The sequence below is a fragment of the Pyrodictium brockii genome, assembly GCF_055379715.1.
Genome location: NZ_AP042401.1, coordinates 838,754 through 862,783, shown reverse-complemented (window position 1 = coordinate 862,783; position 24,030 = coordinate 838,754). Strand labels below are relative to the sequence as shown.

37 protein-coding genes and 1 tRNA gene are annotated in these 24,030 nt (G+C 62.1%); 34 read left to right on the top strand and 4 right to left on the bottom strand.

Annotation, left to right across the window (positions count from 1 at the left end):
• Nucleotides 1-3 precede the first annotated feature (3 nt).
• Together ACZ42Y_RS04705 and ACZ42Y_RS04700 are read right to left on the bottom strand one after the other, a co-directional pair.
• The gene (locus ACZ42Y_RS04705; RefSeq protein WP_058371039.1) at nucleotides 4-282 is read right to left on the bottom strand and encodes a hypothetical protein; all 279 of its coding nucleotides are present in this window, start codon (nucleotides 280-282) and stop codon (nucleotides 4-6) included.
• 2 nt (nucleotides 283-284) lie between these two features.
• The gene (locus ACZ42Y_RS04700; RefSeq protein WP_058371040.1) at nucleotides 285-860 is read right to left on the bottom strand and encodes a YkgJ family cysteine cluster protein; all 576 of its coding nucleotides are present in this window, start codon (nucleotides 858-860) and stop codon (nucleotides 285-287) included.
• Nucleotides 861-1,347: 487 nt separating this feature from the next.
• Here ACZ42Y_RS04700 and ACZ42Y_RS04695 point away from each other — a divergent pair, with 487 nt between their 5' ends.
• From ACZ42Y_RS04695 to ACZ42Y_RS04535, 33 genes are all read left to right on the top strand, one after another.
• The gene (locus ACZ42Y_RS04695; RefSeq protein ID WP_058371041.1) at nucleotides 1,348-2,199 is read left to right on the top strand and encodes a putative RNA uridine N3 methyltransferase; all 852 of its coding nucleotides are present in this window, start codon (nucleotides 1,348-1,350) and stop codon (nucleotides 2,197-2,199) included.
• Between the two features lie 85 nt (nucleotides 2,200-2,284).
• The gene (locus tag ACZ42Y_RS04690; RefSeq protein ID WP_058371042.1) at nucleotides 2,285-3,328 is read left to right on the top strand and encodes a 50S ribosomal protein L3; all 1,044 of its coding nucleotides are present in this window, start codon (nucleotides 2,285-2,287) and stop codon (nucleotides 3,326-3,328) included.
• 25 nt (nucleotides 3,329-3,353) lie between these two features.
• Nucleotides 3,354-4,184: a 50S ribosomal protein L4 gene (gene rpl4p, locus ACZ42Y_RS04685; protein ID WP_083494539.1), complete on the top strand. Its 831-nt coding sequence runs from the start codon at nucleotides 3,354-3,356 to the stop codon at nucleotides 4,182-4,184.
• Between the two features lie 13 nt (nucleotides 4,185-4,197).
• Entirely contained in the window at nucleotides 4,198-4,458 is a 261-nt protein-coding gene (locus ACZ42Y_RS04680) for a 50S ribosomal protein L23 (RefSeq protein WP_058371043.1), read from the top strand.
• A gap of 445 nt (nucleotides 4,459-4,903) precedes the next feature.
• Nucleotides 4,904-5,374: a 50S ribosomal protein L22 gene (locus ACZ42Y_RS04675; protein ID WP_058371044.1), complete on the top strand. Its 471-nt coding sequence runs from the start codon at nucleotides 4,904-4,906 to the stop codon at nucleotides 5,372-5,374.
• A 2-nt stretch (nucleotides 5,375-5,376) separates the two neighbouring features.
• Complete coding sequence (locus tag ACZ42Y_RS04670; RefSeq protein WP_058371045.1) at nucleotides 5,377-6,123, top strand: 30S ribosomal protein S3; 747 nt, start codon at nucleotides 5,377-5,379, stop codon at nucleotides 6,121-6,123.
• Between the two features lie 57 nt (nucleotides 6,124-6,180).
• Nucleotides 6,181-6,402: a 50S ribosomal protein L29 gene (gene rpmC / locus ACZ42Y_RS04665; protein ID WP_070807927.1), complete on the top strand. Its 222-nt coding sequence runs from the start codon at nucleotides 6,181-6,183 to the stop codon at nucleotides 6,400-6,402.
• The gene (locus ACZ42Y_RS04660; RefSeq protein ID WP_058371046.1) at nucleotides 6,399-6,752 is read left to right on the top strand and encodes a ribonuclease P protein component 1; all 354 of its coding nucleotides are present in this window, start codon (nucleotides 6,399-6,401) and stop codon (nucleotides 6,750-6,752) included. The genes rpmC and ACZ42Y_RS04660 overlap by 4 nt, the downstream gene beginning before the upstream one ends.
• Complete coding sequence (locus ACZ42Y_RS04655; protein WP_058371047.1) at nucleotides 6,691-7,041, top strand: 30S ribosomal protein S17; 351 nt, start codon at nucleotides 6,691-6,693, stop codon at nucleotides 7,039-7,041. Before ACZ42Y_RS04660 ends, ACZ42Y_RS04655 begins: the two co-directional genes overlap by 62 nt.
• Before the next feature lie 84 nt (nucleotides 7,042-7,125).
• Entirely contained in the window at nucleotides 7,126-7,542 is a 417-nt protein-coding gene (locus tag ACZ42Y_RS04650) for a 50S ribosomal protein L14 (protein ID WP_058371048.1), read from the top strand.
• 15 nt (nucleotides 7,543-7,557) lie between these two features.
• Nucleotides 7,558-8,004 (top strand): 50S ribosomal protein L24, encoded by a 447-nt coding sequence (gene rplX, locus ACZ42Y_RS04645; RefSeq protein WP_058371049.1) that lies wholly within the window; start codon nucleotides 7,558-7,560, stop codon nucleotides 8,002-8,004.
• A gap of 20 nt (nucleotides 8,005-8,024) precedes the next feature.
• A complete protein-coding gene (locus tag ACZ42Y_RS04640; RefSeq protein ID WP_058371050.1) occupies nucleotides 8,025-8,795 on the top strand; it encodes a 30S ribosomal protein S4e in 771 nt (256 codons plus the stop codon).
• Nucleotides 8,792-9,388, top strand: a complete 597-nt coding sequence (locus tag ACZ42Y_RS04635) for a 50S ribosomal protein L5 (protein WP_058371051.1) — start codon at nucleotides 8,792-8,794, stop codon at nucleotides 9,386-9,388. The genes ACZ42Y_RS04640 and ACZ42Y_RS04635 overlap by 4 nt, the downstream gene beginning before the upstream one ends.
• A gap of 29 nt (nucleotides 9,389-9,417) precedes the next feature.
• Complete coding sequence (locus ACZ42Y_RS04630) at nucleotides 9,418-9,582, top strand: 30S ribosomal protein S14 (RefSeq protein ID WP_058371052.1); 165 nt, start codon at nucleotides 9,418-9,420, stop codon at nucleotides 9,580-9,582.
• Nucleotides 9,583-9,606: 24 nt separating this feature from the next.
• Nucleotides 9,607-10,008 (top strand): 30S ribosomal protein S8, encoded by a 402-nt coding sequence (locus tag ACZ42Y_RS04625; RefSeq protein ID WP_058371053.1) that lies wholly within the window; start codon nucleotides 9,607-9,609, stop codon nucleotides 10,006-10,008.
• A gap of 107 nt (nucleotides 10,009-10,115) precedes the next feature.
• Complete coding sequence (locus ACZ42Y_RS04620; protein WP_058371054.1) at nucleotides 10,116-10,676, top strand: 50S ribosomal protein L6; 561 nt, start codon at nucleotides 10,116-10,118, stop codon at nucleotides 10,674-10,676.
• Complete coding sequence (locus ACZ42Y_RS04615) at nucleotides 10,676-11,062, top strand: 50S ribosomal protein L32e (RefSeq protein ID WP_058371055.1); 387 nt, start codon at nucleotides 10,676-10,678, stop codon at nucleotides 11,060-11,062. The genes ACZ42Y_RS04620 and ACZ42Y_RS04615 overlap by 1 nt, the downstream gene beginning before the upstream one ends.
• Nucleotides 11,063-11,160: 98 nt before the next feature.
• Nucleotides 11,161-11,607, top strand: a complete 447-nt coding sequence (locus ACZ42Y_RS04610) for a 50S ribosomal protein L19e (RefSeq protein ID WP_058371432.1) — start codon at nucleotides 11,161-11,163, stop codon at nucleotides 11,605-11,607.
• Between the two features lie 142 nt (nucleotides 11,608-11,749).
• Nucleotides 11,750-12,388, top strand: coding sequence for a 50S ribosomal protein L18 (locus ACZ42Y_RS04605; RefSeq protein ID WP_058371056.1), 639 nt, complete (start codon nucleotides 11,750-11,752; stop codon nucleotides 12,386-12,388).
• Nucleotides 12,385-13,035 (top strand): 30S ribosomal protein S5, encoded by a 651-nt coding sequence (locus ACZ42Y_RS04600; protein WP_058371057.1) that lies wholly within the window; start codon nucleotides 12,385-12,387, stop codon nucleotides 13,033-13,035. Before ACZ42Y_RS04605 ends, ACZ42Y_RS04600 begins: the two co-directional genes overlap by 4 nt.
• A gap of 122 nt (nucleotides 13,036-13,157) precedes the next feature.
• A complete protein-coding gene (locus ACZ42Y_RS04595; RefSeq protein WP_058371433.1) occupies nucleotides 13,158-13,688 on the top strand; it encodes a 50S ribosomal protein L30 in 531 nt (176 codons plus the stop codon).
• A 25-nt stretch (nucleotides 13,689-13,713) separates the two neighbouring features.
• A complete protein-coding gene (locus ACZ42Y_RS04590; RefSeq protein ID WP_058371058.1) occupies nucleotides 13,714-14,175 on the top strand; it encodes an uL15 family ribosomal protein in 462 nt (153 codons plus the stop codon).
• Between the two features lie 213 nt (nucleotides 14,176-14,388).
• On the top strand, nucleotides 14,389-15,768 hold the full coding sequence (gene secY, locus ACZ42Y_RS04585; RefSeq protein ID WP_464735173.1) for a preprotein translocase subunit SecY: 1,380 nt from the start codon (nucleotides 14,389-14,391) through the stop codon (nucleotides 15,766-15,768).
• Nucleotides 15,769-15,884: 116 nt separating this feature from the next.
• Entirely contained in the window at nucleotides 15,885-16,502 is a 618-nt protein-coding gene (locus tag ACZ42Y_RS04580; RefSeq protein ID WP_464735172.1) for an adenylate kinase, read from the top strand.
• A gap of 68 nt (nucleotides 16,503-16,570) precedes the next feature.
• Nucleotides 16,571-17,071 carry a hypothetical protein gene (locus tag ACZ42Y_RS04575; protein WP_058371061.1) on the top strand — a complete coding sequence of 167 codons (501 nt, stop codon included), beginning with the start codon at nucleotides 16,571-16,573 and terminating at the stop codon, nucleotides 17,069-17,071.
• A 23-nt stretch (nucleotides 17,072-17,094) separates the two neighbouring features.
• Nucleotides 17,095-17,400, top strand: a complete 306-nt coding sequence (locus ACZ42Y_RS04570) for a 50S ribosomal protein L34e (RefSeq protein WP_058371062.1) — start codon at nucleotides 17,095-17,097, stop codon at nucleotides 17,398-17,400.
• Nucleotides 17,401-17,557: 157 nt separating this feature from the next.
• Nucleotides 17,558-18,151 (top strand): (d)CMP kinase, encoded by a 594-nt coding sequence (gene cmk / locus ACZ42Y_RS04565; protein ID WP_083494605.1) that lies wholly within the window; start codon nucleotides 17,558-17,560, stop codon nucleotides 18,149-18,151.
• A 56-nt stretch (nucleotides 18,152-18,207) separates the two neighbouring features.
• Nucleotides 18,208-18,504, top strand: a complete 297-nt coding sequence (locus tag ACZ42Y_RS04560) for a 50S ribosomal protein L14e (RefSeq protein ID WP_058371063.1) — start codon at nucleotides 18,208-18,210, stop codon at nucleotides 18,502-18,504.
• A gap of 147 nt (nucleotides 18,505-18,651) precedes the next feature.
• Nucleotides 18,652-19,695, top strand: a complete 1,044-nt coding sequence (locus ACZ42Y_RS04555; protein WP_083494540.1) for an RNA-guided pseudouridylation complex pseudouridine synthase subunit Cbf5 — start codon at nucleotides 18,652-18,654, stop codon at nucleotides 19,693-19,695.
• Nucleotides 19,692-20,309 (top strand): class I SAM-dependent methyltransferase, encoded by a 618-nt coding sequence (locus ACZ42Y_RS04550; RefSeq protein WP_464735171.1) that lies wholly within the window; start codon nucleotides 19,692-19,694, stop codon nucleotides 20,307-20,309. Before ACZ42Y_RS04555 ends, ACZ42Y_RS04550 begins: the two co-directional genes overlap by 4 nt.
• 44 nt (nucleotides 20,310-20,353) lie before the next feature.
• A tRNA-Ser gene (locus tag ACZ42Y_RS04545) sits at nucleotides 20,354-20,441 on the top strand.
• Nucleotides 20,442-20,813: 372 nt separating this feature from the next.
• The gene (locus tag ACZ42Y_RS04540; RefSeq protein ID WP_464735785.1) at nucleotides 20,814-22,010 is read left to right on the top strand and encodes an ammonium transporter; all 1,197 of its coding nucleotides are present in this window, start codon (nucleotides 20,814-20,816) and stop codon (nucleotides 22,008-22,010) included.
• A 3-nt stretch (nucleotides 22,011-22,013) separates the two neighbouring features.
• Nucleotides 22,014-22,343 (top strand): P-II family nitrogen regulator, encoded by a 330-nt coding sequence (locus tag ACZ42Y_RS04535; RefSeq protein WP_058371065.1) that lies wholly within the window; start codon nucleotides 22,014-22,016, stop codon nucleotides 22,341-22,343.
• A gap of 40 nt (nucleotides 22,344-22,383) precedes the next feature.
• Here the strand turns inward: ACZ42Y_RS04535 and ACZ42Y_RS04530 are convergent, their stop codons facing one another.
• On the bottom strand, nucleotides 22,384-22,779 hold the full coding sequence (locus ACZ42Y_RS04530; protein ID WP_058371066.1) for a thioredoxin family protein: 396 nt from the start codon (nucleotides 22,777-22,779) through the stop codon (nucleotides 22,384-22,386).
• Between the two features lie 202 nt (nucleotides 22,780-22,981).
• Here ACZ42Y_RS04530 and ACZ42Y_RS04525 point away from each other — a divergent pair, with 202 nt between their 5' ends.
• The gene (locus ACZ42Y_RS04525) at nucleotides 22,982-23,257 is read left to right on the top strand and encodes a MoaD/ThiS family protein (RefSeq protein ID WP_058371067.1); all 276 of its coding nucleotides are present in this window, start codon (nucleotides 22,982-22,984) and stop codon (nucleotides 23,255-23,257) included.
• Nucleotide 23,258: 1 nt separating this feature from the next.
• Here the strand turns inward: ACZ42Y_RS04525 and ACZ42Y_RS04520 are convergent, their stop codons facing one another.
• Entirely contained in the window at nucleotides 23,259-23,864 is a 606-nt protein-coding gene (locus ACZ42Y_RS04520; protein ID WP_070807838.1) for a YbhB/YbcL family Raf kinase inhibitor-like protein, read from the bottom strand.
• Nucleotides 23,865-24,030: the final 166 nt, after the last annotated feature.

Sequence of the window (24,030 nt, the reverse complement as noted above, 5' to 3'; positions counted from 1 at the left end):
CCTTCACTCCGAGGACGCGTCTACACCATACACCTTTACCCCGAAAAGGAGGCCGCCATGCCTAGCCTTTGCCTCCTCGAGAAGCCTACGCGCCTCTTCTACAGCCTTACCGAGATCACCCTCTCCAACCTCTATCTCAGCGTAGTATAGCTCCGGCACAACTCTCGAGGCCGACATCCTCACCGGGTAACCCAGGCCCTCTAGACCCTTGACCACATCTCTCGCCACATCTTCGTAGTAGGTGTTGAAGAACACCCTGACGAGCCGCTTCTTCCTGCCCAAGCCTACTCGAACCTCGCCATGTAGTCGTCCATGTCTACAACGCTCTTGCAGTCCTCTAGCTTATTAACGTTTACCGGCCTCAGCCTATGCGCCTTTGTGAAGGAGGCTATTGTGAGGAACTCTATGAAAGCCTTCTTGGCAGCTTCGAACTCGGATGGGAATACGCGGGGTATATCATTTGGGCGTGCGGCAAGCCTCTCCATGAGCTGGGGGCCCTGCTTCTTAACCCAGTCGCATTTCCCAGATACGAGGAGGTTGCCGGAGGGCATCTCCAGCAATATCGGGTACATCTTGCATGCAAGAGGCTTGTCCTCGTGTATTCTGCACCTCTTAGTGGCCCGGTCAAAGAAGGGGCAGAATCCCCTTATCACCCACCTGTAGAGGGCGACAGCGCAGTTACCCTCATCATCCATGTAGACTTGGAGCGGCTTGAAGCTGAGCTTGGCGCCCAGCACCGAGGCTATCTCCTCAAGCCTCCTCTTCTCCCAGGGGTACACTACAGGCATCTCATACTCCTCGGAGAAGTAGCAGCAGTGCTCGCAGAAGAGACACTTGAATACAGGCAGCCCGCGGGCCATGCTGCCCAGGCACCCTGGGCTAAACCGGGCTTCAGCTGCTCCAGTATTTTACCAGGACCGCTGGACCATCGCCGGGCAGTGATGAGGGGTGCAAACGCCTAGCCGCCCGAGGGCAGTGACGAGCTGAACCCGTCTGAGCCCCCAGAGCCGCTGGCGGGCCTCGGTAGAAGGGGTCTACTCAGCACGGCTTGTCCGCTCAGCACTCGGCAAACACGTCACCGGCCCCAGGGGCCTATACGCTGTAGCGAAGCAGTAATGTACCTAAGCCGGGCCCAGGTGAGCCACCACGGGTATGCTGCATGGGCGGTAGGCAGAGGACCAGCCTCTTCATGTCCAAGGAGGAGTCCACAGCCAAGAAGAGCAAGCAGCAGCGCCGCGCAGGCAAGCGCGAGCGTTGACCCGCCAGTATCGAATCCCTGGAGCCTATGCCGGTTTTTTAGCGGTGTCCCGCGGGAGGGCTTAGATCGGCCAGAGGATAGGTAAAGGGATGGCTGCCCTGCCTGCTCCTCCCCGCAGGCTAGAACTCGTGGCCGCGGTTCCAGCCTCCTACCTTTCCACAGAGCATACCCTCCTCCTCAAGACGGTGAAAGCAGGGATACTAGCTAGGCTGCTAGCCGTGTTCCGCGTCACCAGGCTCATCATATACGTGGACAGGGCAGGGGTTGAAAGAGACGCGGAGCTGCTAAGAGAGATACTGGAGTACATAGCGACAGCACCTTATCTCCGGAAGCTCCTATACCCGCTCAAACCAGAGCTACGGTATGCGGGCGTCCTTCCTCCCCTCCAGCTGCCCACCCACGGGGTTGGAGGCCCCCGTGCTGGTGAGGTGCGCGAGGCGCTCGTGATACGCGATCTCGGCGACGCAGTGGTGCTCGAGGCAGGCCTCGGGAGGCCGGTTAGGTGCAGAAAGCCTGGCCGCCTCCACAGCAGGAGAGTGCTGGTGGAGATCATCTCATTGGAGCCGCCCCGGATCCGCATCCTCCAGCCGGGGGAGGAGAGGGTCTACACGGGGTTCACAGTAAAGCTGGCCAGGGGGCTCCGAGGCGCGCTGGAGGCCACCCGGGGACTCCTGCGGATTGCTACAAGTAGGCTGGGGGAAGCCGTGACTCCTGAGAAGCTGAGGCGCGACTCCCTGGAGGCTCGGGCCCGGGGAGGGGTGGCGGTTCTCCTAGGGGCGCCCGACGCGGGACTTCACGAGATGGCGAGGCGGGAGGGCATGGTGCTGGAGGAGTCGGTGGATAGGATATACAACACGGTGCCGCTTCAGGGAACCCGTACGGTACGCGTCGAGGAGGCGCTCGCCGCCACCCTATCCATACTGAACCTCTTCCTGGAGTAGATCTAGCCAACGCGGGCTTAGGGTTAAAAGCTAGTAGCCGGAGGCCGCGTGGGGGATGGGGCTGCTCTAGCGGCGGTGGTGACCAGTGGGCGCAAGAAAGAAGCACGCGCCTCGTAGGGGCAGTCTAGCTGTAAGGCCACGTAAGAGAGCTTCAAGTATCGTGCCGCGGGTTAAGAGCTGGCCTAACGTAGAGAGTGAGAATCCTCTGCCACTCGCCTTCCTAGGCTACAAGGCGGGCATGACCCACGTATTCGTCATAGACGATGAGCCTGGCTCGCTCACGCACGGCAGGGAGATATTCGTGCCCGTCACGATAGTGGAGACGCCGCCCATGATAGTGACGGCAGTCCGCGTCTACGGCTATGACCCCAACATAGGCCTCTACACCCTCGGAGAGGCCTGGGCCCAACCCGAAACCCTTGAGGAGAAGTACAAGCTCGGCCTAAACCGCGTTATACCCAGGCTACGGTTCCCCGACGCCGAGAAGGCTGTTAAGAAGCTCGAGGAGAAGCTTGGCAGCGTATACGACGTGAGGATAATAGCTGCGACCCAGCCTAGGCTCGTGGGCGGTCTTAGCAAGAAGAAGCCCGACCTCATAGAGATAAAGATAGGCGGTGGCAAGGGTATCGAGGACAGGTTTGGCTATGCGGTAAAGCTCCTGGGCAACCCCTTAGACGTTAGGAGCGTATTCAGAGAAGGCCAGCTAGTCGACGTGATAGCGGTTACCAAGGGTAAGGGCTTCCAGGGTGTAATAAAGAGGTATGGCGTAAAGGAGCTGCCGAGATGGCATAAGCACCGTAAGGGGAGCCGCAGCGGTCCCGGCAGCAGGGGCCCCGCCACCACCTTCTCCTGGAGCGAGGTGCCCCAGCCCGGCCAGATGGGGTTCCATAGGAGGACGGAGTACAACAAGAGGATACTCCGGATAGGCGACAACGGCCTGGAGGTAACCCCATCCGGAGGCTTCCCCCACTACGGCATAGTGAGGAGCACCTACGTCATGCTCGCCGGCAGCATACCAGGCACCCCCAAGAGGCCAATAGTGCTCCGCCATCCTGTCAGGCCCTCTTGGACCCCCGAGTCCGCCCCCAAGATCACGTACATCAGCCTACAGAGCAAGCAGGGCAACTAACCCCCACCCGCGAGGTGGATGAACTATGCCTGGCAGGCTCGGCTCAATGGTATTCCTCCTGGCCCAGGAGCCCCCGGCGGTGCCGGTGTACAGCGCGTCTGGCGAGAAATCCGGCGAGGTGAAGCTGCCTAGGGTCTACGGGCTGCCAGTCCGCATTGATCTGATAAGGCGTGCCTTCCTCTCAGAGTTCACCGCCAGGCTCCAGCCTAAGGGCCGCGACCCGATGGCCGGTAAGAGGACCACTGCCAGGAGCTTTGGCGTCGGCCTGGGCATAGCAAGGGTGCCGAGGATCCCCGGGCTGGGCCGTGCGGCCTTCATAAACTCTGCCGTGGGCGGCCACCTGGCTCACCCGCCTAGGGTTGAGAAGAGGATCCACGAGGAGATAAACAAGAAGGAGAAGAGGCTAGCCACCGCCTCCGCGCTAGCGGCCACGGCGAGGAGAGAGTTTGTGGAGAGGCGGGGCCACCGCTTCACCTCCGAGGCAGTGCCAGTGGTCATAGAGGATGAGGCTGAGCAGGCTATATCCCGTGTCCGCGACGCTAGGGCCCTCCTGGAGAAGCTGGGCGTGTGGCCGGACATAGAGAGGGCTAAGGAGAGGACCAGGATACGCGCCGGCAAGGGCAAAAGGAGGGGTAGGCGCTACATAACGCCGCGCAGCATCCTGTTCATACTTGGCAGCCACACCTCGCCGCTAGCGAGAGCGGTTGCAGGCCTGCCAGGGGTCGACGTCGCCGACCCCTGGCACGTGAACGTGCTCCAGCTGGCCCCCGGCGGTGTGCCCGGCAGGCTCACCGTGGTGTCTAGATCCGCGCTGGAAGCGCTCGCCAAGAGGTTTGATAGCATAATACTCGCATAGGGAGGTGGGCGGCGTGAGCGCCTGGAGCATCATAATAAGGCCGGTGCAGAGCGAGAAGGCTCTCAGGCTGATAGAGGAGCAGAACACGCTAACCTTCATAGTGGCCAGAAGCGCCACTAAGCACGACATAAAGAGGGCTGTTGAGCAAGCCTTCGGCGTCAAGGTCGAGAAGGTTAATACGCTGATAACGCCCCGCGGCGAGAAGAAGGCCTACGTCAAGCTGGCCCGGGGCTACAATGCCAGCGACGTGGCCGCTAGGCTAGGCATGCTCTAGCTTTTGGGCGTCCCCCTCCCTCCGCCTCCTCCAGGTCCTCCTCTAGGGGCGACGCGCCGCTCGCACCCCTCCCCGGGTCCCCCAGGCCTTAGCCTCTCCCCAGGAAAGCGTTGAAACCCCCAGCCTCTCTCCCAACACCGGGAGCTAGGCCCGCGCGAGTGCCCCGTGTCCCGGGGCCCGGTGAGCGCGTGGAGGCTCCACCCCTAGGCGTCACGGCCCCCCTTACACGCTTCCCTGAGGGATGAGGGGAGGAGATGTAGGGGTCGCTGCACCTCTCTAAAGCCGCTCCTCATCCCGGCATAGCCTCGGTGCAGGTCAGCGCGCTCATCCCCCCGGGGAGTGCACTGGACTACCCGTGTCCCAGGGGCTCTATTCACTTATTTAGGCGTGCAGGGCTGCGGCTCACCGCCCGGGGGATGTGGCAGCAGGGAGGGTGGCTTAGGTCTTGCCGGTATGGCGTTACTCGGTGAGGGTTGACGAGGAGCGCTCGGCTAAGGCTGTGATGTGGGACGCGCCCATATCCTACAAGAAGGTTATAGACCTTGCACGGCTCCTGCGCGGCATGAGGCTAGAGGATGCGAAGCGGCTCCTTGAGCGGGTAGCGGCTGGTAAGGAGCCCATACCGGTCCGCAGGTACATGGGGAAGCAGGCTCACCACCGCGGGCTTGCGGCCAGGTACAGGTGGCCAGTGGGACGCTACCCTGTTAAGGCTGCACGCATACTGCTCAAGCTCCTCGAGAGCGTGTCCAATAACGCCGAGGTAAAGGGGCTTGATACTGAGAAGCTTCGCATCGTACATATAGGCGTGCATAAGGGCCGCGTGATTAAGAAGTGGATGCCCCGTGCCTTCGGCCGCTCGAGCCCCAGGTTCAGGAAGTATAGCCATATAGAAGTGGTTGTGGCGGAGGAAGAGTAGCGATGGTGCTCGTGAAGAAGTTCTTCGTCGAGAAGGCTATAGCCCAGGCCAGGATAGATGAGTACCTCGCCAAGCGCTTCTACCGCGCCGGCTACGCTGGCGTGCAGATAATACAGTTCCCCCTGGGCACGAAGGTGTTCATAGACGCTGAGAGGCCTGCAATGATAATAGGCAGGAGGGGCGAGACGATAAGGCAGCTAGCCGCCATATTTGAGCACCAGTTTGGGCTCCAGAACCCGCAGATAACTGTACGCCGCGTGGAGAACCCTGACCTGAACGCTCGGGTCGCCGCCTCGAGGATAGCGGTGTTCCTTGAGAGAGGTGCCTACTACCGCCGCGTGGCAAACGTTATGGCCCGCCGCATACTGAATGCAGGCGCCATAGGCGTGCAGATAATCATAAGCGGTAAGCTGCGCACCGAGAGGGCTAGGTACGAGAAGGTCCGCGTGGGTAAGGTGTACTCCACGGGCTACCAGGTAGAGTATATGGTTGACCGCGCCGTGATGCATATAACTCTAAAGCCCGGCACCTTCGGCATAGAGGTCACTATAGTTAAACCTGCTAAGCCCAGCGACTACGTCCGGATCAAGGAGCCCGAGGAAGCCAAGGACTTCATAGAGGAGGTGCGCGAGGAGCTAGAGAAGATCCGCGCAGCTGAGGCTGAAAAGCTTAAGGAGGCTGCGGCCGAGGCCCCCAGCGAGGAGGCTGAGGCTGTGGAAGAGGAGGAGCCCGAGGAGGCCAAAGTCTAGCCCTTCTCCCGCCTCCCTAGAGAGGCTCCTGGAGGGGTGGCCCCGGTGGCCAAGTACATGATAAGGACCGATGATATACGTAAAATGAGCCCCGAGGAGAGGCTCAAGAAGCTCGAGGAGCTCCGGGAGGAGCTGGTCAAGCTCCGTCTAAAGGCCTCGGTGGGTACCCTCGAGAACCCCGGCGCTATACGCGCCATAAGGAAGACTATAGCAAGGATACTCACCGTGATGCGGGAGGAGGAGCTTAAGCAGCAGCACGTAGCGGGCAAAAGGTCTTGAGGCACACCGAGTGGAACATTATTTTCCATACGCTTGTCGGCCTCCGTGCCCGTGTGCTCCTCCATCCAGACCCCGGTCTCCGTGGTGTCGAGGGTAGAATTCTGCTAGAGACACGGCGCGGCCTCCTCCTGGAGGCCGATGGGCGGAGGCTCTGGGTCTCGAAGGCAAATGCTATATTCCTAATCCAGCTGCCGGGCGGCAGCTGGGTTGTTGTACGAGGGGAAGAAATACGGGGTGTGCAGTCTGAGCGGCTCAAGCGGCTGGAGAGGAGCAAGGGGGTAGGATGGCTTGTCCGCGCGGGTGAGAAGCGTAGGTATACCTGGGGTCAACCCTCCGGAGAGGACGTGTAACGACTCCAAGTGTCCTTGGCATGGCAGGGTGCGGGTGCGCGGCCTTGTACTGACGGGCGTCGTGGTCAAGGCTAAGATGAAGAACACCGTGGTTGTGGAGCGTGAGTACGTCTACTATGACCGGAAGTACAAGAGATACGAGAAGAGGAGGAGCAGGATACATGCCCACAACCCGCCCTGCATCAACGCTAAGCCGGGCGATATTGTGGTGATAGGCGAGACCAGGCCGCTGGCAAAGACAGTACACTTCGTGGTCCTGGGCGTCGTGGGCAGGAAGACCATGAGCTGAAGGAACCAATGAAGGTTACGTTGTTGCCATCTTTAAATAGCTCTAGGCGCTTGGGGGCCTCGACACCTGGGGGTGCCAGCCTCTATGCCCAAGGGCGGTGCAGGCGCAGGATCCAGGCGGCACATAGCTCCCGGCCTGCAGGTGGGCAGCTACGTCAGGGTTGCCGATAACAGCGGGGCCAAGGAGGCCATGATTATAGGTGTGATAGGCTACCGTGGCCGCCTCCGCAGGATCCCTCCGGCGGCAGTCGGCGACATGGTTGTTGTGACCGTGAAGAAGGGCACGCCGGAGATGAGGAGGCAGGTTACAAGGGCTATAGTGATTAGGCAGAGGAGGCCGTATCGGAGGCCCGACGGCACCTGGGTGGCTTTCGAGGACAATGCTGTGGTTATAGTGAGCCCTGACGGCGCCCCTAAGGGCAGTGAGATCCGTGGCCCGGTGGCCCGGGAGGCTGCCGAGCGCTGGCCCAGGGTAGCCAACATAGCCAGTATAATAATATAGCTCTGGGTGGTCGGTGTGAGGTGGGTCAAGTCCAGGCAGCCGAGGAAGCAGAGGAGGGCGCTCTTCAACGCTCCCCTCCACAAGAGGCAGAAGCTCATGGCGGCGCCTCTAAGCCCGGAGCTGCGCAGGCAGTATGGTATACGCAGCCTTCCAGTGAGGACGGGTGACGAGGTAGTAGTGATGAGGGGCGACTTCAAGGGCCACAAGGGCAAGGTGGTCAAGGTAGACCTGCGCCGCATGAGGATATACGTTGACGGTGTCACCGTGAATAATGCCAGGGGCGAGCCCAGGTACTACCCGCTCCACCCCTCCAAGGTCATGATAGTCTCGCTCAACCTTGACGACAAGAGGCGCCGCGAGATAATAGAGCGTAAGCGCAAGCAGCGCGAGGCCCAGCTCGCCCTCCTCCGTGGCGGGGGAGAGCAGGCTATAGGGGGCCGGGAGCAGGGGGCCCAGCAGTAGGGTTAACGAGGTGGCACACAATGGCGCGGATGGGCGGGCGTAGGCACCTCAAGACGCTGGCTGCGCCTAAGTTCTGGCCCGTGAGGCAGCGAGTCGGCGTCTTCACCGTGAAGCCCTCGCCGGGGCCCCACCCCGTGGAGAGGTCGATACCGCTGCTGATACTGGTGAGAGATGTACTCGGCTACGCCAAGACCGGCCGGGAGGCCAGGAAGCTGATAGCCGAGGGCCACTTCAAGATAGATGGCAGGGTTAGGAGGAACTACAAGTACCCTGTGGGCTTCATGGATGTAGTCGAGATAGTAGATACGGGTGAGGCCTACCGGCTACTGCCCTACCCGGTGCGCTTCTTCACCCTCCACCCCATACCCAGGGAGGAGGCTGGCTTCAAGCTAGGCAGGATAGAGGACAAATCCACAGTGAAGGGCGGCCACGTGCAGCTGCACCTGCATGATGGGAGAAATGTGCTGATACGGGTCTCGGATCCCACCAACCCGGTGGAGGCTAAGGAGTACCGCACCCTGGGCACTGTCAAGATAAGCCTACCCCAGCAGGAGCTCCTCGGCTACGCCCCGCTGGAGACGGACAGCCTTGCCATAGTGGTGGGTGGCCGGAACGTGGGCCGCGTCGGCAGGGTGGTATCCATACAGCGTGGAATCGGCCGGAAGAGGAGCATAGTGACCCTCGAGGACGCCCGCGGCGAGAAGCTCCAGACAAGCCTGGACTACATCTTCGTGATCGCACCGCCCGGAGAGGAGCCCTGGATAAGCCTGCCCGAGGGTGCGTGGAAATGAGCCAGCTAGCCGCCGCCCAGGAGTCCTCTTCCCTCCCCCTGCCCCCGGAGCGGGTTGAGGAGATCAAACGCCGCTGGGAGCAGAACCCTATGCTGAAACCGCGGCTCGTCAAGGTGACTGTGAACATCGGCGTCGGCGAGTCCGGTGAGAGGCTGCAGAAGGCCGTCAGAGTACTAGAGATGCTCACTGGGCAGAAGCCCTCGGTCAGGAGAGCTAAGAGGACCATACGAGACTTCGGCATAAGGAAGGGGGAGCCCATAGCGGCGGTGGTTACTCTACGCCGCGGGCGGGCGGTAGAGTTCCTCCGCAAGGCTCTGCAGGCGGTGGGCAACAAGCTCCGGGCCAGCCAGTTCGACGAGTTCGGCAACGTGGCCTTCGGGATAAAGGAGCATATACTGATCCCCGGCGTACGCTACGACCCCGAAATAGGCGTCTTCGGTATGGATGTTGTGGTGACTGTTGAGAGGCCCGGCTACCGCGTGGCTAGGAGGAGGAGGGCCCGCAGCAGGATACCGAGGCGCCATAGAGTGACCAAGGAGGAGTCAATGGTGCTCCTCCACGAGATGTTCGGAGTAGTTATAGAGCCCAGGTGAAAGTGGCCACCTCACGCGGGTGCGGTGGTATGGGCAAGTACAGGCCGCCCAAGGTTGTGAGATATGGCCGCGGTGCCTACAAGTGTCAGCGCTGCGGCAGCCGCGACGCCGTGATAAAGAAGTATGGCCTCATGCTCTGCCGCCAGTGCTTCCGCGAGCTTGCAGTCAGCCTGGGTTTCCGCAAGTACATGTAGCATGAGCCTCGAGGTGGCCGAGCCATGGTGATGCTTGATACCCTCGCGAACGCTATGGCCGCGATAGTCAATGCTGAGATGAGGGCTAAGCCCGAGGTAGTGATAATGCCCGCGTCCAAGCTGATAGCCAACGTGCTGCGCGTCATGCAGCGTGAAGGCTACGTGGGCGAGTTCGAGTACATCGATGACGGCCGCTGGGGCAAGATCAGGGTAAGGCTGCTGGGCCGTATAAACAAGGCTGGCGTGATAAAGCCCAGGTACTCGGTCAAGTACCGCGACCTCATAAGGATGCCCGAGTGGCTCCGCAAGTACCTGCCCAGCAGGGACATCGGGATACTGATAATATCTACTAGCCAGGGCGTCATATCACACAGGGAGGCTCTCGAGCGTAAGATAGGCGGCGTACTCCTGGCCTACGTCTACTAAGGTGCCGAGCGCCTACAATACCGGGTTTTACTCCTGAACAGCTCTCCTCCCAGCTCGCCGCCAGCCGCCTGGGAGCTCGTGTCTAGCCATGTTGAGGGTGTGGAGGGATGCCCAAGATAACCCACGTGGTTGAAGAGGTGCCTATACCGGAGGGCGTGGAGGTAAGCGTCGACGGCATGAAGGTAACAGTCAAGGGACCGAAGGGGGAGCTCACGAGGGACTTCTCCCACGCCAAAGGCGTGATTATACGTGTCGACGAGGACGAGGAGGGCAGGAAGGTTGTTATTGAGAGCTACTTTGCCGATAGGAGGCTGAAAGCGCTGGTCGGCACAATTGCAGCCCATATAGAGAACATGATAACTGGTGTCACCAAGGGGTTCCGGTACAAGCTCAAGGTGGTATTCTCCCACTTCCCGGTAACAGTCAAGGTGCAGGGCGACAAGGTTGTTATAGAGAACTTCCTAGGCGAGAAGGCGCCTAGGATAGCAAGGATAATGCCAGGCGTCACAGTGAAGGTCCAGAAGGATGACGTTATAGTGGAGGGTATCGATATAGAGGCTGTAGGGCAGACCGCAGCTAACATAGAGCAGGCAACTAAGGTGAAGGATAAGGATAGACGCGTTTTCCTCGACGGCATATACATCTACGAGAAGGGGGTGGCTGAGTAATGGCGAACCAGGATGTGGAGAGGCTGCTCCGTGTAAGGAAGAGGCTCAAGTCCAAGAAGCCCGAGTTCCTACGCACCCTCTGGTGGAAGTTCCCCAAGTTCAAGAATGACCCCAAGTGGCGTAGGCCTAAGGGCATTGACAACCCAATCAGGCTGAAGCTGAAGGGCAGGCAGCCAATGGTCGAGATAGGCTACGGCTCCCCCGCCGCGGTCCGCGGCTTCCACCCTACGGGGCTCCAGCCGGTGCGGGTATCGAGCCCTGCTGAGCTGGAGAACTTGGACCCCTCGAGGCACATAGTCTACATCGCCGCCGGGGTTGGGCTGAGGAAGAGGCTAGAGATACTGAAGAAGGCCCGGGAGAAGGGCTTCAAGGTAGCTAACGCCTAGTCCTCTCCTTTATTATACCCCTCCCGGCCTCCGGCGTCCCCTCCCGGGGTTTCGGGCAGGGTTAACGAGGTGGCGGGCCCTTGGCGCAGGACCTGTCGATGCAGCGTAGGCTTGCGGCGGAGATACTCGGGGTGGGCGAGTCAAGGATATGGATAGACCCTGCAAGAATAGAGGATGTTGCCAGCGCTATAACTAGGGACGAGGTACGCAGGCTCATCAAGGAGGGTGTTATCAGGGTTAAGCCAGCTCACAGCCCCTCCCGGGGCCGCTGGCGGGAGCGCCACGAGGCGCGTAAGAGGGGCAGGCATCGCGGCTACGGGAGGCGTAAGGGCGAGGCCACCGCCCGGCGGGACCCGAAGGAGGAGTGGGCCAGCAGGATAAGGAAGATGCGCCGCTACCTCCGCTTCCTCCGTGACCACGGGGTAATAGACCGGAGGACATACCGGAAGCTCTACATGTGGGCCAAGGGCGGCATGTTCCCCACCTTCGCCTCGCTGAAGCGCTGGCTCGAGGAGCACGGGTACCCGACGAGCGTGAGGAAGTAGGCCGCCGGCGCACCCGTCGGCCTCCTTCCCGGTCCTGCTCTCCTCTCTGCATGGCTTTCCCGCGTGCATGGCTTGTATTTATTTAGGGCTCGTGCTGCCGGGGCCTCCGCCCCGGGTGCACGGCTAGGGCTGGTGGACAGACATGGCACATGGTCCTAGGTATAAGGTGCCGAGGAGGCGGCGTAGGGAGGGTAAGACCAACTACTACAAGCGCTATGTCATGGTGCTCTCGGGTAAGCCTCGGTTTGTTGTGAGGAGGACCAACCAGTACATATGGGCTCAGGTGATTATAGCTAAGCCTCAGGGCGATGTCACGGTGGCGGCTGCTCATAGCAGGGAGCTTGTCAAGCGCTATGGATGGCTTGGCGGCACCAAGAACACCTCGGCCGCCTACCTGACTGGCATGCTCGCCGGGCTGCGCGCTCTCCGCGCGGGCATAACCTACGCGGTTCTCGACATTGGGCTGCACCGGCCAGTGAAGGGCTCCAGGGTATTTGCTGCCATGAAGGGGGCGGTGGACGCTGGCCTCGAGATACCCCACAGCGAGGAGATATTGCCAGAGGAGTACAGGATTCGGGGTGAGCATGTAGCCAAGTATGCTGCTATGCTCGCGCAGGAGAACCCGGAGCTGTACGAGCGGAGGTTCGGCCTCTACCTAAAGCGTGGGCTAAAGCCGGAGGACCTACCCAAGCATTTTGAGGAGGTTAAGAATAAAATACTGGAGGACTACCGCGACGTTCTTGGGAAGGTAAAGGCTGCCAAGGAGGCTGCCTCGCAATGAGCGTCTCGCCCTACGAGCTTGAGCAGGAGTGGAAGCCCCGTACCTTCGTAGGCAGGCTGGTGAAGGAGGGAAGGATACAGAGCCTCAGCGAGATATTCGAGCGCAACCTGCCGATACTCGAGCCGGAGATAGTCGATTACCTCATAGGCCCTGAGCTGAAGTCCGAGACCGTCGACGTTAGGCTGGTCCAGAAGATGACCGACGCAGGCAGGATTAACAGGTTCAGGGTAGTAGTGGTCATAGGTAATGAGAACGGCTTCGTCGGCGTCGGCCAGGGGAAGGCTAGACAGCTCCGCACAGCGATAGAGAAGGCGACGCGTAACGCAAAGCTCAACATAATCCCAGTGAGGCGTGGCTGCGGCAGCTGGGAGTGCCTCTGCGATCAGCCCCACAGCGTGCCCTTCACAGTGCGGGGTAAGAGCGGCAGCGTGGAGATAGTGCTGAAGCCCGCGCCCCGAGGCACCGGGCTAGTGGCCGGCGATGCCGCGAAGGTGGTGCTACGCATGGCCGGGATAAAGGACGTCTGGAGCTTCACCCGCGGTGATACAAGGACTACGCTCAACTTCGTGAAGGCCACCTATAACGCGCTCAAGCAGACCTACAAGTTCGTGACCCCCATCGACTGGGCCCGGGCCGGCACAGCCTAGAGCCCCGTGGCCGCACCCTATGTTAAATCCTTCCGGTTTCCAGGCCGCTGGTTTAGGGCTCGCAGAGCCCTTAGCCCATGCCCTCCAGAGGCCGAGCGGGGTGGCACGCCGTGGCGGTATCAATGGCCGAGGGGGAGAAGGCTCAGGCTAGCCAGGTGAGGCTCTACGCGGTAATAAGGATACGTGGCAGGGTGGATGTCCACCCGGACGTGGAGCACACCCTGGCTCTGCTGCGGCTGCACCGAAAGTTCCACCTGGTCCTTTACCCCTCCACGCTTCCCGGCATATGGGGGATGCTCCACAAGGTCAAGGACTGGGCTACCTGGGGCGAGATAGACAGGGAGACTCTGATAGAGCTGCTGCGCCGCCGCGGCAGGGTGCCAGGCAACAAGCCGCTCACCGATGACTATGTCCGCGAGAAGCTGGGCCTCAAGGGAGGCATAGAGGAACTTGCCGACAAGCTGCTCAGGGCGGAGATAGTGCTCCACCGGCTATACGACAAGAGGAGGAAGATCTGGTTGATCAAGCCTGTGTTTAGGCTGCACCCGCCGCGCGGCGGGTTCCGGGGGAGCATAAAGAAGCCCTACGGGGCTGGCGGCGAGCTGGGCTACCGGGGGCCCGCGATAAACGAGCTTATAAGGAGAATGCTCTAGACGCGGCCCGCGAGGGGAGGCGGTCTTGGTCGTCCGCCGCAGGAGGAAGAGCAGGCACCTAAGGGGCCGCACGAGGACCATGGGCTGGGGCCGTATAGGCCAGCACCGCGGCAGCGGCAGCCGTGGAGGCTTCGGTGCAGCGGGCATGCATAAGCACATGTGGACCTGGGTTGTCAAATACGCTCCCACCTGGTTCGGCAAGCACGGGTTCAACCGGCCCCTAACCTACGAGGTCAAGATCAATGCTATAAACGTGGGCGAGCTGTCCGAGAAGCTCGACGCGTGGCTGCGCGAGGGCAAGGCGAGGGAGGAGGAGGGCAGGATAGTGGTAGACCTGGCTAGCCTAGGCTACAACAAGCTGCTGGGCCGCGGCAAGATAACTAGGCCCGTCAAGGTGATAGTGCCTGCAGCCACCGAGTCAGCGGTGCGCAAGATAAGGGAGGCCGGCGGCGAGGTAGCGGTCCCGGGCGAGGAGGGAGAGGAGTAGCCCCTCCTCCCACCCCAGAGACGCCTGCAGGGCTCCAGCCTAGAAGCTCTCGGCCCTCTTTACGGGGCCATCCCCCGGGCTCCCTTCTCCTGCTCCCCCGGGCCAATGCCGGCTTCGAGAAGCTCGCCGGGGCCGGGCTGCTGCTTCTTTAAATAGTGCTGTAATGTGGAGTCCAGCCGGCCTCCGGGGAGTACTAGGGGAGGCGAGCTTCCAGTGGGCGTTCTAGAGGCTCTCGCCGAGATCTCAAAGTACATACCCGCGGTGGGCAAGCCTGCTAGGAGGCCCCCTCTGCCGACCAGGCTGGCGTGGACGGGTATAGTTGTGCTCCTCTACCTGATTATGAGCGAGATACCGCTCTATGGCGTCCTCGGCTACCGGCAGCAGACGACGCAGGCGCTGGCCTCCCTGCTGCTGGGTATGAACCTGGGCTCGTTGATGACGCTGGGTATAGGCCCGATAGTGACCGCCGGTATAGTGCTCGAGGTGCTGGTGGGCGGCGGCCTCGTAGAGATGGACCTCACTAAGCCCAGGGACCGCAAGATATTCATGGGTGCCCAGCGTACCCTAGCGCTACTCTTCGCCCTCCTCGAGGCAGCAGCCTATGCCGCTGGCTGCCGGTTCTGGACCACGGCGCTGGGCGGTGGAGGCTGCCCGGTGGGCCTCGGGATCAAGGCGCTGGTCGTGCTCCAGCTAGTGTTCGCCACGCTCATACTAATGTGGTTCGACGACCTGGTCCGCGAAGGGTGGGGTATCGGCTCGGCGCTCAGCCTCTTCATAGTGGCTAACGTGGTTAAGGGCCTCTTCTGGCGCCTCGCAGGCCCCGTGCTGGTTCGCAGCAACCCCACCGAGTACTATGGCTGGCTCGTCCACGTGGTCAAGACCGGCGACCCGGCTATACTCCGCTACGGGCTGCCCGATCTCGTTGGGCTGCTAGCCACCATAGCTATAATCATGGTGCTCACCTACTTCCAGCTAATGAGGGTATACATCCCGGTAACCAGCCCCAGGTACGGCAGCATAAAGACGAGGATACCGCTCAACTTCATATACGTGACTAACATACCTATACTCTTCGTAGCCATAACAGTGTCCGACCTGGCAATATTCTACCAGATGATAGCCGGCGTGACGGGAGGCACAGACCCACTCTCTAGGGCGCTCTACGTGCTCTACCATTACACGAGGCCGCCGCGGGGCCTCCTCGACGCCGTGCACACGCCGCTGCGCACACTCATCTTCGCCCTCGCGTGGCTGGCGATGGGCCTCCTCTATGGCTTCATCTGGGTCGAGATAGCGGGGCTGAGCCCGAGGCAGCAGGCCGAGAACCTGATAAAATCGGGTATGGAGCTTCCCGGGCTCAGGCGGAACGTGAAGCTGCTCGAGAAGGTGCTGGCGAGGTACATCTACCCGCTCACCGTGATAAGCTCGCTGCTCGTCACAGCGCTCGCCATCATTGCAGACATATTCGGCGCCTACGGCACCGGCTCGGGCCTAGTGCTGCTAGTGGGTATAGTGTATAGCTTCTACGAGACGCTGACCTACGAGAGGACGCTGGAGATGTACCCAATACTTCAGAGGATAATAGGAGGCTAGCCCTCCTGCCAGGTTTTTAAAGCGCCCTCGGCTGCACCGCGGTCAGGCAGCCGGAGACCCACGGGAGGCCCACGGGCCGTGGGCCTCTCTAGAGCCGTTGAGAGGGGTGGAGGCCGGTGGTGCTGCGTAACCCTTTCGTAACAATAATTGTGACGGGCGTGCCCGGCGTAGGGAAGACCACCGTGCTCAACCATGTATCGGAGATGATTAGGGAGAGAGGCGGCGAGATCCTGGTGGTGAACTTCGGCGACTACATGTTCCGTGTAGCCTCGGAGCAGGGGCTGGTCAAGCACCGGGATGAGATGCGGCACCTCCCCCTCCGGAAGCAGCTTGAGCTGCAGGAGCACGCCGCCAGGAGCATAAGGAGCGACGCGGAGCAGGGGCTCTCGGAGCGCGGCTTCCTATTCATAGACACCCATGCGGTTATCAAGACGTCTACAGGGTACTGGCCCGGGTTGCCCGAGAACGTCGTTGAGGAGCTGCGGCCCGACTCCATAGTTCTCGTTGAGGCGCCGCCCGAGGTTATACTCGCGAGGCAGCAGAGGGACAAGACAAGGGTTAGGAGCGACATAGGAGGTGTCGAGGCTATAAAGCTGCTGCTCGACATGGCCCGCTCCGCTGCCATGTCGAGCGCGGTGCTGGTGGCGGCCAGCGTCTACATCGTCGAAAACGTTGAGGGCAATCCCCGGGTGGCTGCAGGGAAAGTAGTCGAGCTCGCCTACATGCTCCGCTAGCCCCCGGGGCCCTCTTCTTTCCCTCCGGCGGCTCCTCCCCGAGCGGCATAACGGCAGAGGGTCCCCTGTTGGACGTAGACCTGCTAGCCTACGAGGCATACGTGGTCCTACTCGCCCTGCTCGGGGTGGCCGCGGCCGAGACCATATTCTACCGGGTGGCCGGCGCGGCCTATCTCGAGGCCCGCGTGGAGCTGGAGCAGCTGCTCAGCACGTACCGCAGCCTCCGCGGCCGGGGGGATAAGCGGGCCCAGAGGCGGGCCGGGAAGCTGCACTCTAGGCTGCCGGTGCTGCAGAGGACCGTGCGCCGCTATGCCCTGCTCCGCCTGAGCCTTCTCACCCCCGTCTACGCTGCAGCCGTGATCGCATTTACTATCCGCCCAGTGCTCTTCCCCTCGGCCTGCTGCATCCCGGCCCTCACCCTGGGGGGCTCCGGGGTCTGCGTGGCCCCCTCCGGGCTGGTGGCGGCGCTCGCCTTCCTCGCGTCCCTGCCCGTGGTCCAGTATGACCTCGTCGGGGTGCTAATGCTTAAGAAAGCCTGGAGGCATGCTGACCGGGAGCCCGGGGTATAGGCTAGCGCGGGGTGTGCACGGCTATGCCTAGGCCTCATCAGAGGAGCCGCTCGCTGCGCAGAGTGTATGTGAGGACTCCAGGCGGCGAGACGAAGATACACTATGAGAAGAGGAGGCCGGGCCCGGCCCGGTGCGCTATATGCGGCAGGCCTCTCAACGGCGTGCCGAGGCTGCGCCCCGTGGAGCTGAGGAAGCTGCCGAAGACTGCCAAGAGGCCCGAGCGCATGTACGGGGGCGTAATCTGCCCCAGCTGCCTCGCCAAGCTCCTCAAGAAGACTATAAGGAGCCAGCTCCTAGAGCAGCTGCGCGCAGCCCGGGCAAGCCAGTAGCCCCTGCCCCCCGGGGCCTCGCAGAGCGCTTTCCACCGGGGCCAGGCCCCCTCCGGCGCGTCTGCATCCCCTCTCTGGCTCAGCGCCTCCCGCACGCCTACAAGCAGTCTTATCCTCGCAGCCCGGGTTCCACGACTCCACCGGGGCGTACAGTTTGATCAGCGCGGGGTGCAGCGGCGGGAAGAAGGGCCCCACGATAGCTGTGAGCGGGCCCCCCGGTAGCGGGAAGACCACCTACGCCCGGCGGCTGGCGGAGGACCTCGGCCTAGACTACTACTCCGCGGGCATGATTTTCCGCGAGGTGGCGCGTAGCCGCGGCGTCAGCGTGGAGGAGCTCAACCGCGTGGCGGCCAGCGACCCGAGCATAGACCTTGAGATAGACCGGAGGACCCTGGAGCTGGGCTGCCGGGGCGGCGTGGTGCTCGAGGGACACCTCGTCGCCTGGGTTCTCGCCGGCGTCGCGGACGTCAAGATATACGTGACGGCGCCGCTCGAGGCGAGGATTAGGAGGATAGCCTCTCGGGAGGGGAGGCCGCTGAAGGAGGTCTACCGGGAGACCGTGGCCAGAGAGTACATGCACTGGCGCCGCTTCCTCGACTACTACGGGGTTGATGTAACCAACCTGCAGATCTTCAATCTTGTAGTGGACACGGAGCCTCTCGATATAGAGGAGGCGTACTTCATGATAAGGACCTACACCTGCAGGCTGCTAGCAAGAAGGGGGTTTAGGCTAGGCGCGTGCAGCCGGTAAGGCTTAAATGAAGCTCGCCGGCCCCCGGGGCCTAGAGGTTGGGGGTTGAGGAAGCGGTGCCCGCGATAGAGGTCGGCAGGCTCTGTGTCAAGATACGCGGCCGCGAGGCTGGTAGGAAGTGTGTCATAGTGGAGATTATAGATGACAACTTTGTGCTAATAACCGGGCCCAAGGACGTCTCGGGGGTTAAGAGGAGAAGGGCTAACATCAATCACATAGAAGTGCTCCCCGAGAAGATCAACATTGAGCCTGGCGCCAGCGACGAGGAAGTCAAAAAGGCGCTTGAGGAGGCCGGGCTCCTAGACTTCATGAAGGAGAGGGTGCGCGTAGAGCTGAAACCCGGCCTACTCTAACCCTTCTAGCCCCCTCCTTCCCTGCGCCCTCCCAGGGTATCCCGCGTAGTCGTGGAGCCGGGAGGCCTCGTTGACCAGGGGTTTATTCAGTGCTGCCGCCCCTCCCGGTCCTCCCCCGGGTAGCGGGTGGAGGGGACCCGGAAAGCCTTGTCGAGCAGCCTCACGAGGCAGGGCCTAGAGTTCATAGAGGGCCTTGACAGGTTCGCGGGGCTCGATAGACGGTGGATAGTCAAGGTTGAGGAGGATACGAGCCCCGAGTACGGCGTGCCGCCCTGGAGGAGGCCGATAGAGCAGCACATCCGGCTGGGCGTCATAGCTCTAGACAAGCCGCCGGGGCCTACGAGCCACGAGGTCGTCGCCTGGGTTAAGAGGATGTTCGGCCTCTCCAAGGCGGGTCACGGAGGCACGCTGGACCCGAAGGTCACCGGCGTCCTCCCCGTAGCCCTGGAGGAAGCAACCAAGGTCATAGGCCTGGTGGTGCACACGAGCAAGGAGTACATGTGCGTAATGCAGCTCCACCGCCCGGTGCCGGAGGAGGAGCTGCGCCGCGTTCTAGGCATGTTCGTGGGCGAGATCTACCAGAGGCCGCCGCTCCGCAGCAGTGTTAAGAGAAGCCTCCGCGTCAAGAGGATATACGAGATAGAGCTGCTGGAGTACAACGGCAGGTACGCGCTCATGAGGGTGCTCTGCGAGGCCGGCACATACATGAGAAAGCTCTGCCACGACGCCGGCCTCATCCTCGGCGTGGGCGCCCACATGAGGGAGCTGAGGCGCACCAAGAGCGGCCCCTTCCGCGAGCAGCACGGGCTGGTCCGGCTGCAGGAGCTGAGCGAGGCCCTCTACCGCTGGAAGAACGAGGGCAAGGAGGACCTGCTGCGGAGCTACATCAAGCCCGTCGAGTACGCCGTGAGCCACCTGCCCAAGATAGTTATACGCGATACCGCGGTGGACGCCATAGCCCATGGCGCGAACCTCGCGGTGCCGGGGATAGCGAGGCTCCACGAGGGCATCAAACGGGGCGACCTCGTAGCCCTCTTCACGCTCAAGGGGGAGCTGGTGGCGGTGGGGGTGGCGCAGATGAGCAGCGAGGAGATAGCTAAGGCGCGGCGCGGCATAGCGGTGAAGATGCGCCGGGTCATAATGAAGCCCGGGGTCTACCCCCAAGCCTGGAAGCGGCGTGGGAGGAGTTGACCAGCCACTACTTCAGGCCGCGGGGGCGCCGCGGCCCCAGGTGGCTGGTCAGCGACCACCTCCGCGGCGTCACGGTGGAGTTCTACGTCTCCACCGACGTCTTCTCCCCGGGCGAGGTCGACACGGGCACACGCCTCCTGATCGAACACGCGCTGGTGCCCGAGAGGGGCACGGTGCTCGACCTGGGCTGCGGCTACGGAGTGATAGGCATAACCCTCGCCAAGGCGTACCTGGGGCTGCGCGTGGTCATGGTGGATGTTAACCCGCGCGCCGTGGAGCTGGCCAGGCTCAACGCCAGGCACAACGGGGTCGAGGACCGCGTCACGGTGCTGCAGGGAAGCCTCTACGAGCCCGTCGAGGGCATGGTGTTCGACGCCATACTCTCCAACCCTCCCCTCGCGGCGGGCATGAAGACCGTTGAGGAGATTATACGCGGTGCCCCGCGCCACTTGGCGCCCGGCGGCAGCCTCCAGCTGGTGATGAAGAAGGGGGCCAACAAGGCCCTAGAGCTTATGAGGAGCGTCTTCGGGGAGGCCCGTGTACTGCTACGGAAGAAAGGCTACACCATACTATACGCGAGGAAGCTGGGCCAGGGCCCCGGGGAAAGCCAATAACCTCCCCGGTGCCGCCCCTCTCCTACTCCAGGGGCCTCCCGGGCGCCGGGGTGCCCGAGCGGTCCAAGGGGCCGGCCTGGAGAGCCGGTGGCCGCGCAGGCCGCGCGGGTTCAAATCCCGCCCCCGGCGCCACATCTCCGCAACCCTAGATCCCCCATCTCCCTACACCTCCTGGGGCCCTGTACCTCGAGCCGCCTCTGCAGTATGCCTCACGGCCCCGGGAGCCGGCGCTACTATAGAGCTAGAGTTCTGTTGCCTAGGCACCCCACTAGACGTCTGTACTCTCACACCTTGATGCTGCACCCTTGATAGGTCGGCTACTGTACATCAATTCCGTACAGCTGTTGGTATTTTCTGCATTTGTGTTGACGTGAACCCTGTACGCATGCAGCCCTCCTTGGTGGTAATCACCTTAGCGGCGTTCGTAGCGGCGGCGGCCCCCGGTCGATAGCAGTGGCGGCCTTCAGCTCCGGGGATACGGCCTGGCTGCTGGCGTCAACATCGATGGTAGTATTGATGACTATGGGGCTGGGCTTCTTCTATGGCGGCATGGTCAGGAGGAAGAATGCTGTATCAATGATAATACTCTCGTTCGTGTCACTGGCCCTGGTGAGCCTCCAGTGGCCCCTGCTAGGGTACAGCCTGAGCTTCGGGGACAATGTGCTGGGAAGCTTCATAGGCGGGCTGAAGTACATTGGCCTCCGCGGCGTGACGCCAGACCAGCCAGCGCCTGGGGCTAGCCAGCTGCCCCACACGGCGTTCGTAGCTTTCCAGATGGCCTTTGCGGCTATAACGCTGGCTATACTCACCAGCGCTCTCGCCGAGAGGGCTAAGCTGGGCGCCTTCCTCCTCCTGGGCCTGCTCTGGACGACCCTCGTCTACGACCCGGTGGCCCACTGGGTCTGGGGAGGAGGCTGGCTCCACACCTGGCTTCACCGGGTCCTGGGTGCGGTGCCGCTAGACTTCGCCGGCGGCACTGTGGTGCATATAACCTCGGGCTTCGCAGCGCTCGTGCTAGCCCTGGTAATAGGCAAGAGGTTGGGCTACGGCGAGTACAATATGCCTCCTCACAACATACCTCTAACTCTCATAGGCACAGCGCTGCTCTGGTTCGGCTGGTTCGGGTTCAACGCCGGGAGTGCTCTCGCGGCGAACGCCTCCGCAGCTAACGCGCTGCTCGTAACCCATATAGCTGCCGCCTCCGGCGCCCTTGCCTGGCTGCTCGCAAGCTGGGCGCGCGGCAAGCCCAGCTCACTGGGCCTAGCCAGCGGCGCGGTAGCAGGCCTCGTGGCAATAACGCCTGCAGCAGGCTACGTCGGCGTGGGCGCTGCGATAATCATAGGGGCGCTAGCAGGGATGCTATGCTACGCCGCCATGCTTTTCCGCGTATCTCGCGGCCTCGACGAGAGCTTGGACGCCTGGGCAGTCCACGGCATCGGCGGCGTCTGGGGCTCGATAGCCACCGGGATATTCGCCGACCCCAGCGTGGGCGGTGCGAGGGGCCTGCTCTACGGCGGCGTGGCCCAGTTCCTGGCTCAGCTGGTTGATGTGGGCGTAGCTGTAGCCTACACTGTGGTGGCGACCTACGTGCTTGCAAAACTCGTAGACGCGTTGATAGGGCTGCGCGTGAGCACTGAAGAGGAGTACGTGGGCCTAGACCTGGCCCAGCATGGAGAGGAGGCCTACGCGTGGGGTGAGTAGCCTATGAAGATGGTTATAGCAGTAATAAGGCCGGAGAAGCTTGAGCAGGTTAAGAGAGCGCTCGGGGAGAACGGCTACACAGCCATGACAGTGATCGAGGCCAGGGGTCGTGGAGAGCAGGGTGGCATAAGCCTAGAGTTCCGCGGCAGGTCGATAATGGTCGACCTGATACCGAAAGTTCAGATAGAGGTGGTTGTCCCCGACGAGGACGCGGAGAAGGTGGCCAGGATAATAGCGGAGAACGCGCGGACGGGGAGGCCCGGCGACGGCAGGGTCTTCATAGTACCGGTGGAGAAAGCCATCAAGGTGCGTACTGGTGAGGTGCAGGAATAGAAGGGGCTGGGACTCCTCTGAAGCCCTCATGTTTCTATCATTATTTCACTCTCTCGACCGCTCCTTTGACTATTTCCTCGAGACTCTCATCGTCGAGGACGCCGACGAAGGCCTCTACAGCCTCGCCGTTCACGTAGACTATTGTTGTCGGCGTGGCCGTCACCCCCCACTCGAACGCCGCCTCGGGGGCCTCGTAGGCGTCCACCTCTATCCACTTGGCCTGGTCGCGGAGCTTCTCGGCGGTCATGTAGAATATCGGCTTATACACCATGCAGGCGGTGCATGTGGGCGTGGTGAATACCGCCACAGTGACGCGGTGGTTCTTTAGTATCTCGCGGAACCTGGCATAGCTGGTTACATATTCCACTATACCCTCCTTCCTCATCCTCTCTATCTCATCGTACATTCTCGTATAGAAGTCTACCTCCTCCATCATAGTAACCACCTTCTAGCTGGCTACGAGCCTACCCATACTTCTATACTGGGAGCAGGCCCAGCAGATACCCCCGTGAGGCATCCCTCTATAAAGGGTAGCGCCGGCCACACCATCGCATGAGGCGCTCTGGGGATGAGCGAGTTAACCCTCCCAGGCCCCTAGCCGTACCGAGGGCCTCAGCTGAGCAGGGGGCTGACGCGTCTTGGCGGGTGTCAGGGTGAGGCTCGTTTCCCTCCTCCGCGAGGCCGTCGGCGGGCAGCAGGAGCTAGAGCTTGAGCTCGGTGGCGACGGCGCCACGCTGGGGGAGGTCCTAGAGAAGCTGTTCGCCAGACATCCCAGGCTCCGCAGCCTAGTCGAGGAGCTGGAGAGGAGGGGGATGCAGGTAGTCTACCTGGTTAACGGGAGGAGTGCCTCGAGGGATACAAGGGTGGGGCCCGGGGACGAGGTGGTGTTACTCCCGCCGGCCTCCGGCGGCTAGCCTAGCGGGAGTAGAGCCCGTAGGTGTAGCCGTAGGCGAGCACGTGGCCCCTTACCCGCTCCTCCAAGGTTTTCCACGTAGCTCCAGGCCCCAGCCCCGTGCTGGGCACGTCGAGCGCAACCACGAGGAAGACGTAGCGGTGTGGCCGGTCGCCGCGGGGCGGGCAGGGCCCGTTGTAGCCTATCCTGCCGAAGCTGTTACGGCCCTGGACCCCTAGGCCCTGGACTACGGGCGTCTTGGGCACGGCCTCCGGGATATAGGTGGTTGCAGGGGGTATGCTGTAGAGGAGCCAGTGGATGAAAACTCCCCCAGGCGCGTCGGGGTCGTAGACCAGTATAAGCAGGCTCCTAGCCTTCTCAGGCACACCCTTCAGGAGGAGCGGGGGCGACACGTCCCCGCCGTCGCAGGTATAGCGGCTAGGAATCCTCCCCCCTTCGCTGAACGCAGGCGACGCTACCTCGATGCTCCTGGGCGCCCCGGCCACCAGCTCGGGGAGCGGCAGCTCCCCGGCCCCTCTAGGCGCCCCGCCGCCCTGCCGGTGGAGGTAGATGACTGCAGCCAGGAGGGCCGCAAGCAGGAGGGCTGCCAGGAGCACTTCCCGCCTCAAGGAGCCCCCCGCCCCGGCTCTGTAGTCCTGGCGCTCCAGGGGCTCTAGAACGGTTGCTCCTAGAGAACTCTAGATTAGCCCTCTCTCAGGAATTCATGCACTGGAATGATGTTGGCCCGGAGCCCCCTGGCTGCGGCCGAGGGCTGCTGCAGAGGTGGCCGCCGCT

Bases quoted from the DNA above. Each gene is read 5' to 3' on its own strand.
- ACZ42Y_RS04700 (WP_058371040.1), bottom strand. From the start codon at position 860: ATGGCCCGCGGGCTGCCTGTATTCAAGTGTCTCTTCTGCGAGCACTGC.
- ACZ42Y_RS04695 (WP_058371041.1), top strand. From the start codon at position 1,348: ATGGCTGCCCTGCCTGCTCCTCCCCGCAGGCTAGAACTCGTGGCCGCG.
- rpl4p (WP_083494539.1), top strand. From the start codon at position 3,354: ATGCCTGGCAGGCTCGGCTCAATGGTATTCCTCCTGGCCCAGGAGCCC.
- ACZ42Y_RS04670 (WP_058371045.1), top strand. From the start codon at position 5,377: ATGGTGCTCGTGAAGAAGTTCTTCGTCGAGAAGGCTATAGCCCAGGCC.
- rpmC (WP_070807927.1), top strand. From the start codon at position 6,181: ATGATAAGGACCGATGATATACGTAAAATGAGCCCCGAGGAGAGGCTC.
- ACZ42Y_RS04650 (WP_058371048.1), top strand. From the start codon at position 7,126: ATGCCCAAGGGCGGTGCAGGCGCAGGATCCAGGCGGCACATAGCTCCC.
- ACZ42Y_RS04640 (WP_058371050.1), top strand. From the start codon at position 8,025: ATGGCGCGGATGGGCGGGCGTAGGCACCTCAAGACGCTGGCTGCGCCT.
- ACZ42Y_RS04635 (WP_058371051.1), top strand. From the start codon at position 8,792: ATGAGCCAGCTAGCCGCCGCCCAGGAGTCCTCTTCCCTCCCCCTGCCC.
- ACZ42Y_RS04630 (WP_058371052.1), top strand. From the start codon at position 9,418: ATGGGCAAGTACAGGCCGCCCAAGGTTGTGAGATATGGCCGCGGTGCC.
- ACZ42Y_RS04625 (WP_058371053.1), top strand. From the start codon at position 9,607: ATGGTGATGCTTGATACCCTCGCGAACGCTATGGCCGCGATAGTCAAT.
- ACZ42Y_RS04620 (WP_058371054.1), top strand. From the start codon at position 10,116: ATGCCCAAGATAACCCACGTGGTTGAAGAGGTGCCTATACCGGAGGGC.
- ACZ42Y_RS04615 (WP_058371055.1), top strand. From the start codon at position 10,676: ATGGCGAACCAGGATGTGGAGAGGCTGCTCCGTGTAAGGAAGAGGCTC.
- ACZ42Y_RS04610 (WP_058371432.1), top strand. From the start codon at position 11,161: ATGCAGCGTAGGCTTGCGGCGGAGATACTCGGGGTGGGCGAGTCAAGG.
- ACZ42Y_RS04605 (WP_058371056.1), top strand. From the start codon at position 11,750: ATGGCACATGGTCCTAGGTATAAGGTGCCGAGGAGGCGGCGTAGGGAG.
- ACZ42Y_RS04600 (WP_058371057.1), top strand. From the start codon at position 12,385: ATGAGCGTCTCGCCCTACGAGCTTGAGCAGGAGTGGAAGCCCCGTACC.
- ACZ42Y_RS04595 (WP_058371433.1), top strand. From the start codon at position 13,158: ATGGCCGAGGGGGAGAAGGCTCAGGCTAGCCAGGTGAGGCTCTACGCG.
- ACZ42Y_RS04570 (WP_058371062.1), top strand. From the start codon at position 17,095: ATGCCTAGGCCTCATCAGAGGAGCCGCTCGCTGCGCAGAGTGTATGTG.
- ACZ42Y_RS04540 (WP_464735785.1), top strand. From the start codon at position 20,814: ATGGTAGTATTGATGACTATGGGGCTGGGCTTCTTCTATGGCGGCATG.
- ACZ42Y_RS04535 (WP_058371065.1), top strand. From the start codon at position 22,014: ATGAAGATGGTTATAGCAGTAATAAGGCCGGAGAAGCTTGAGCAGGTT.
- ACZ42Y_RS04530 (WP_058371066.1), bottom strand. From the start codon at position 22,779: ATGATGGAGGAGGTAGACTTCTATACGAGAATGTACGATGAGATAGAG.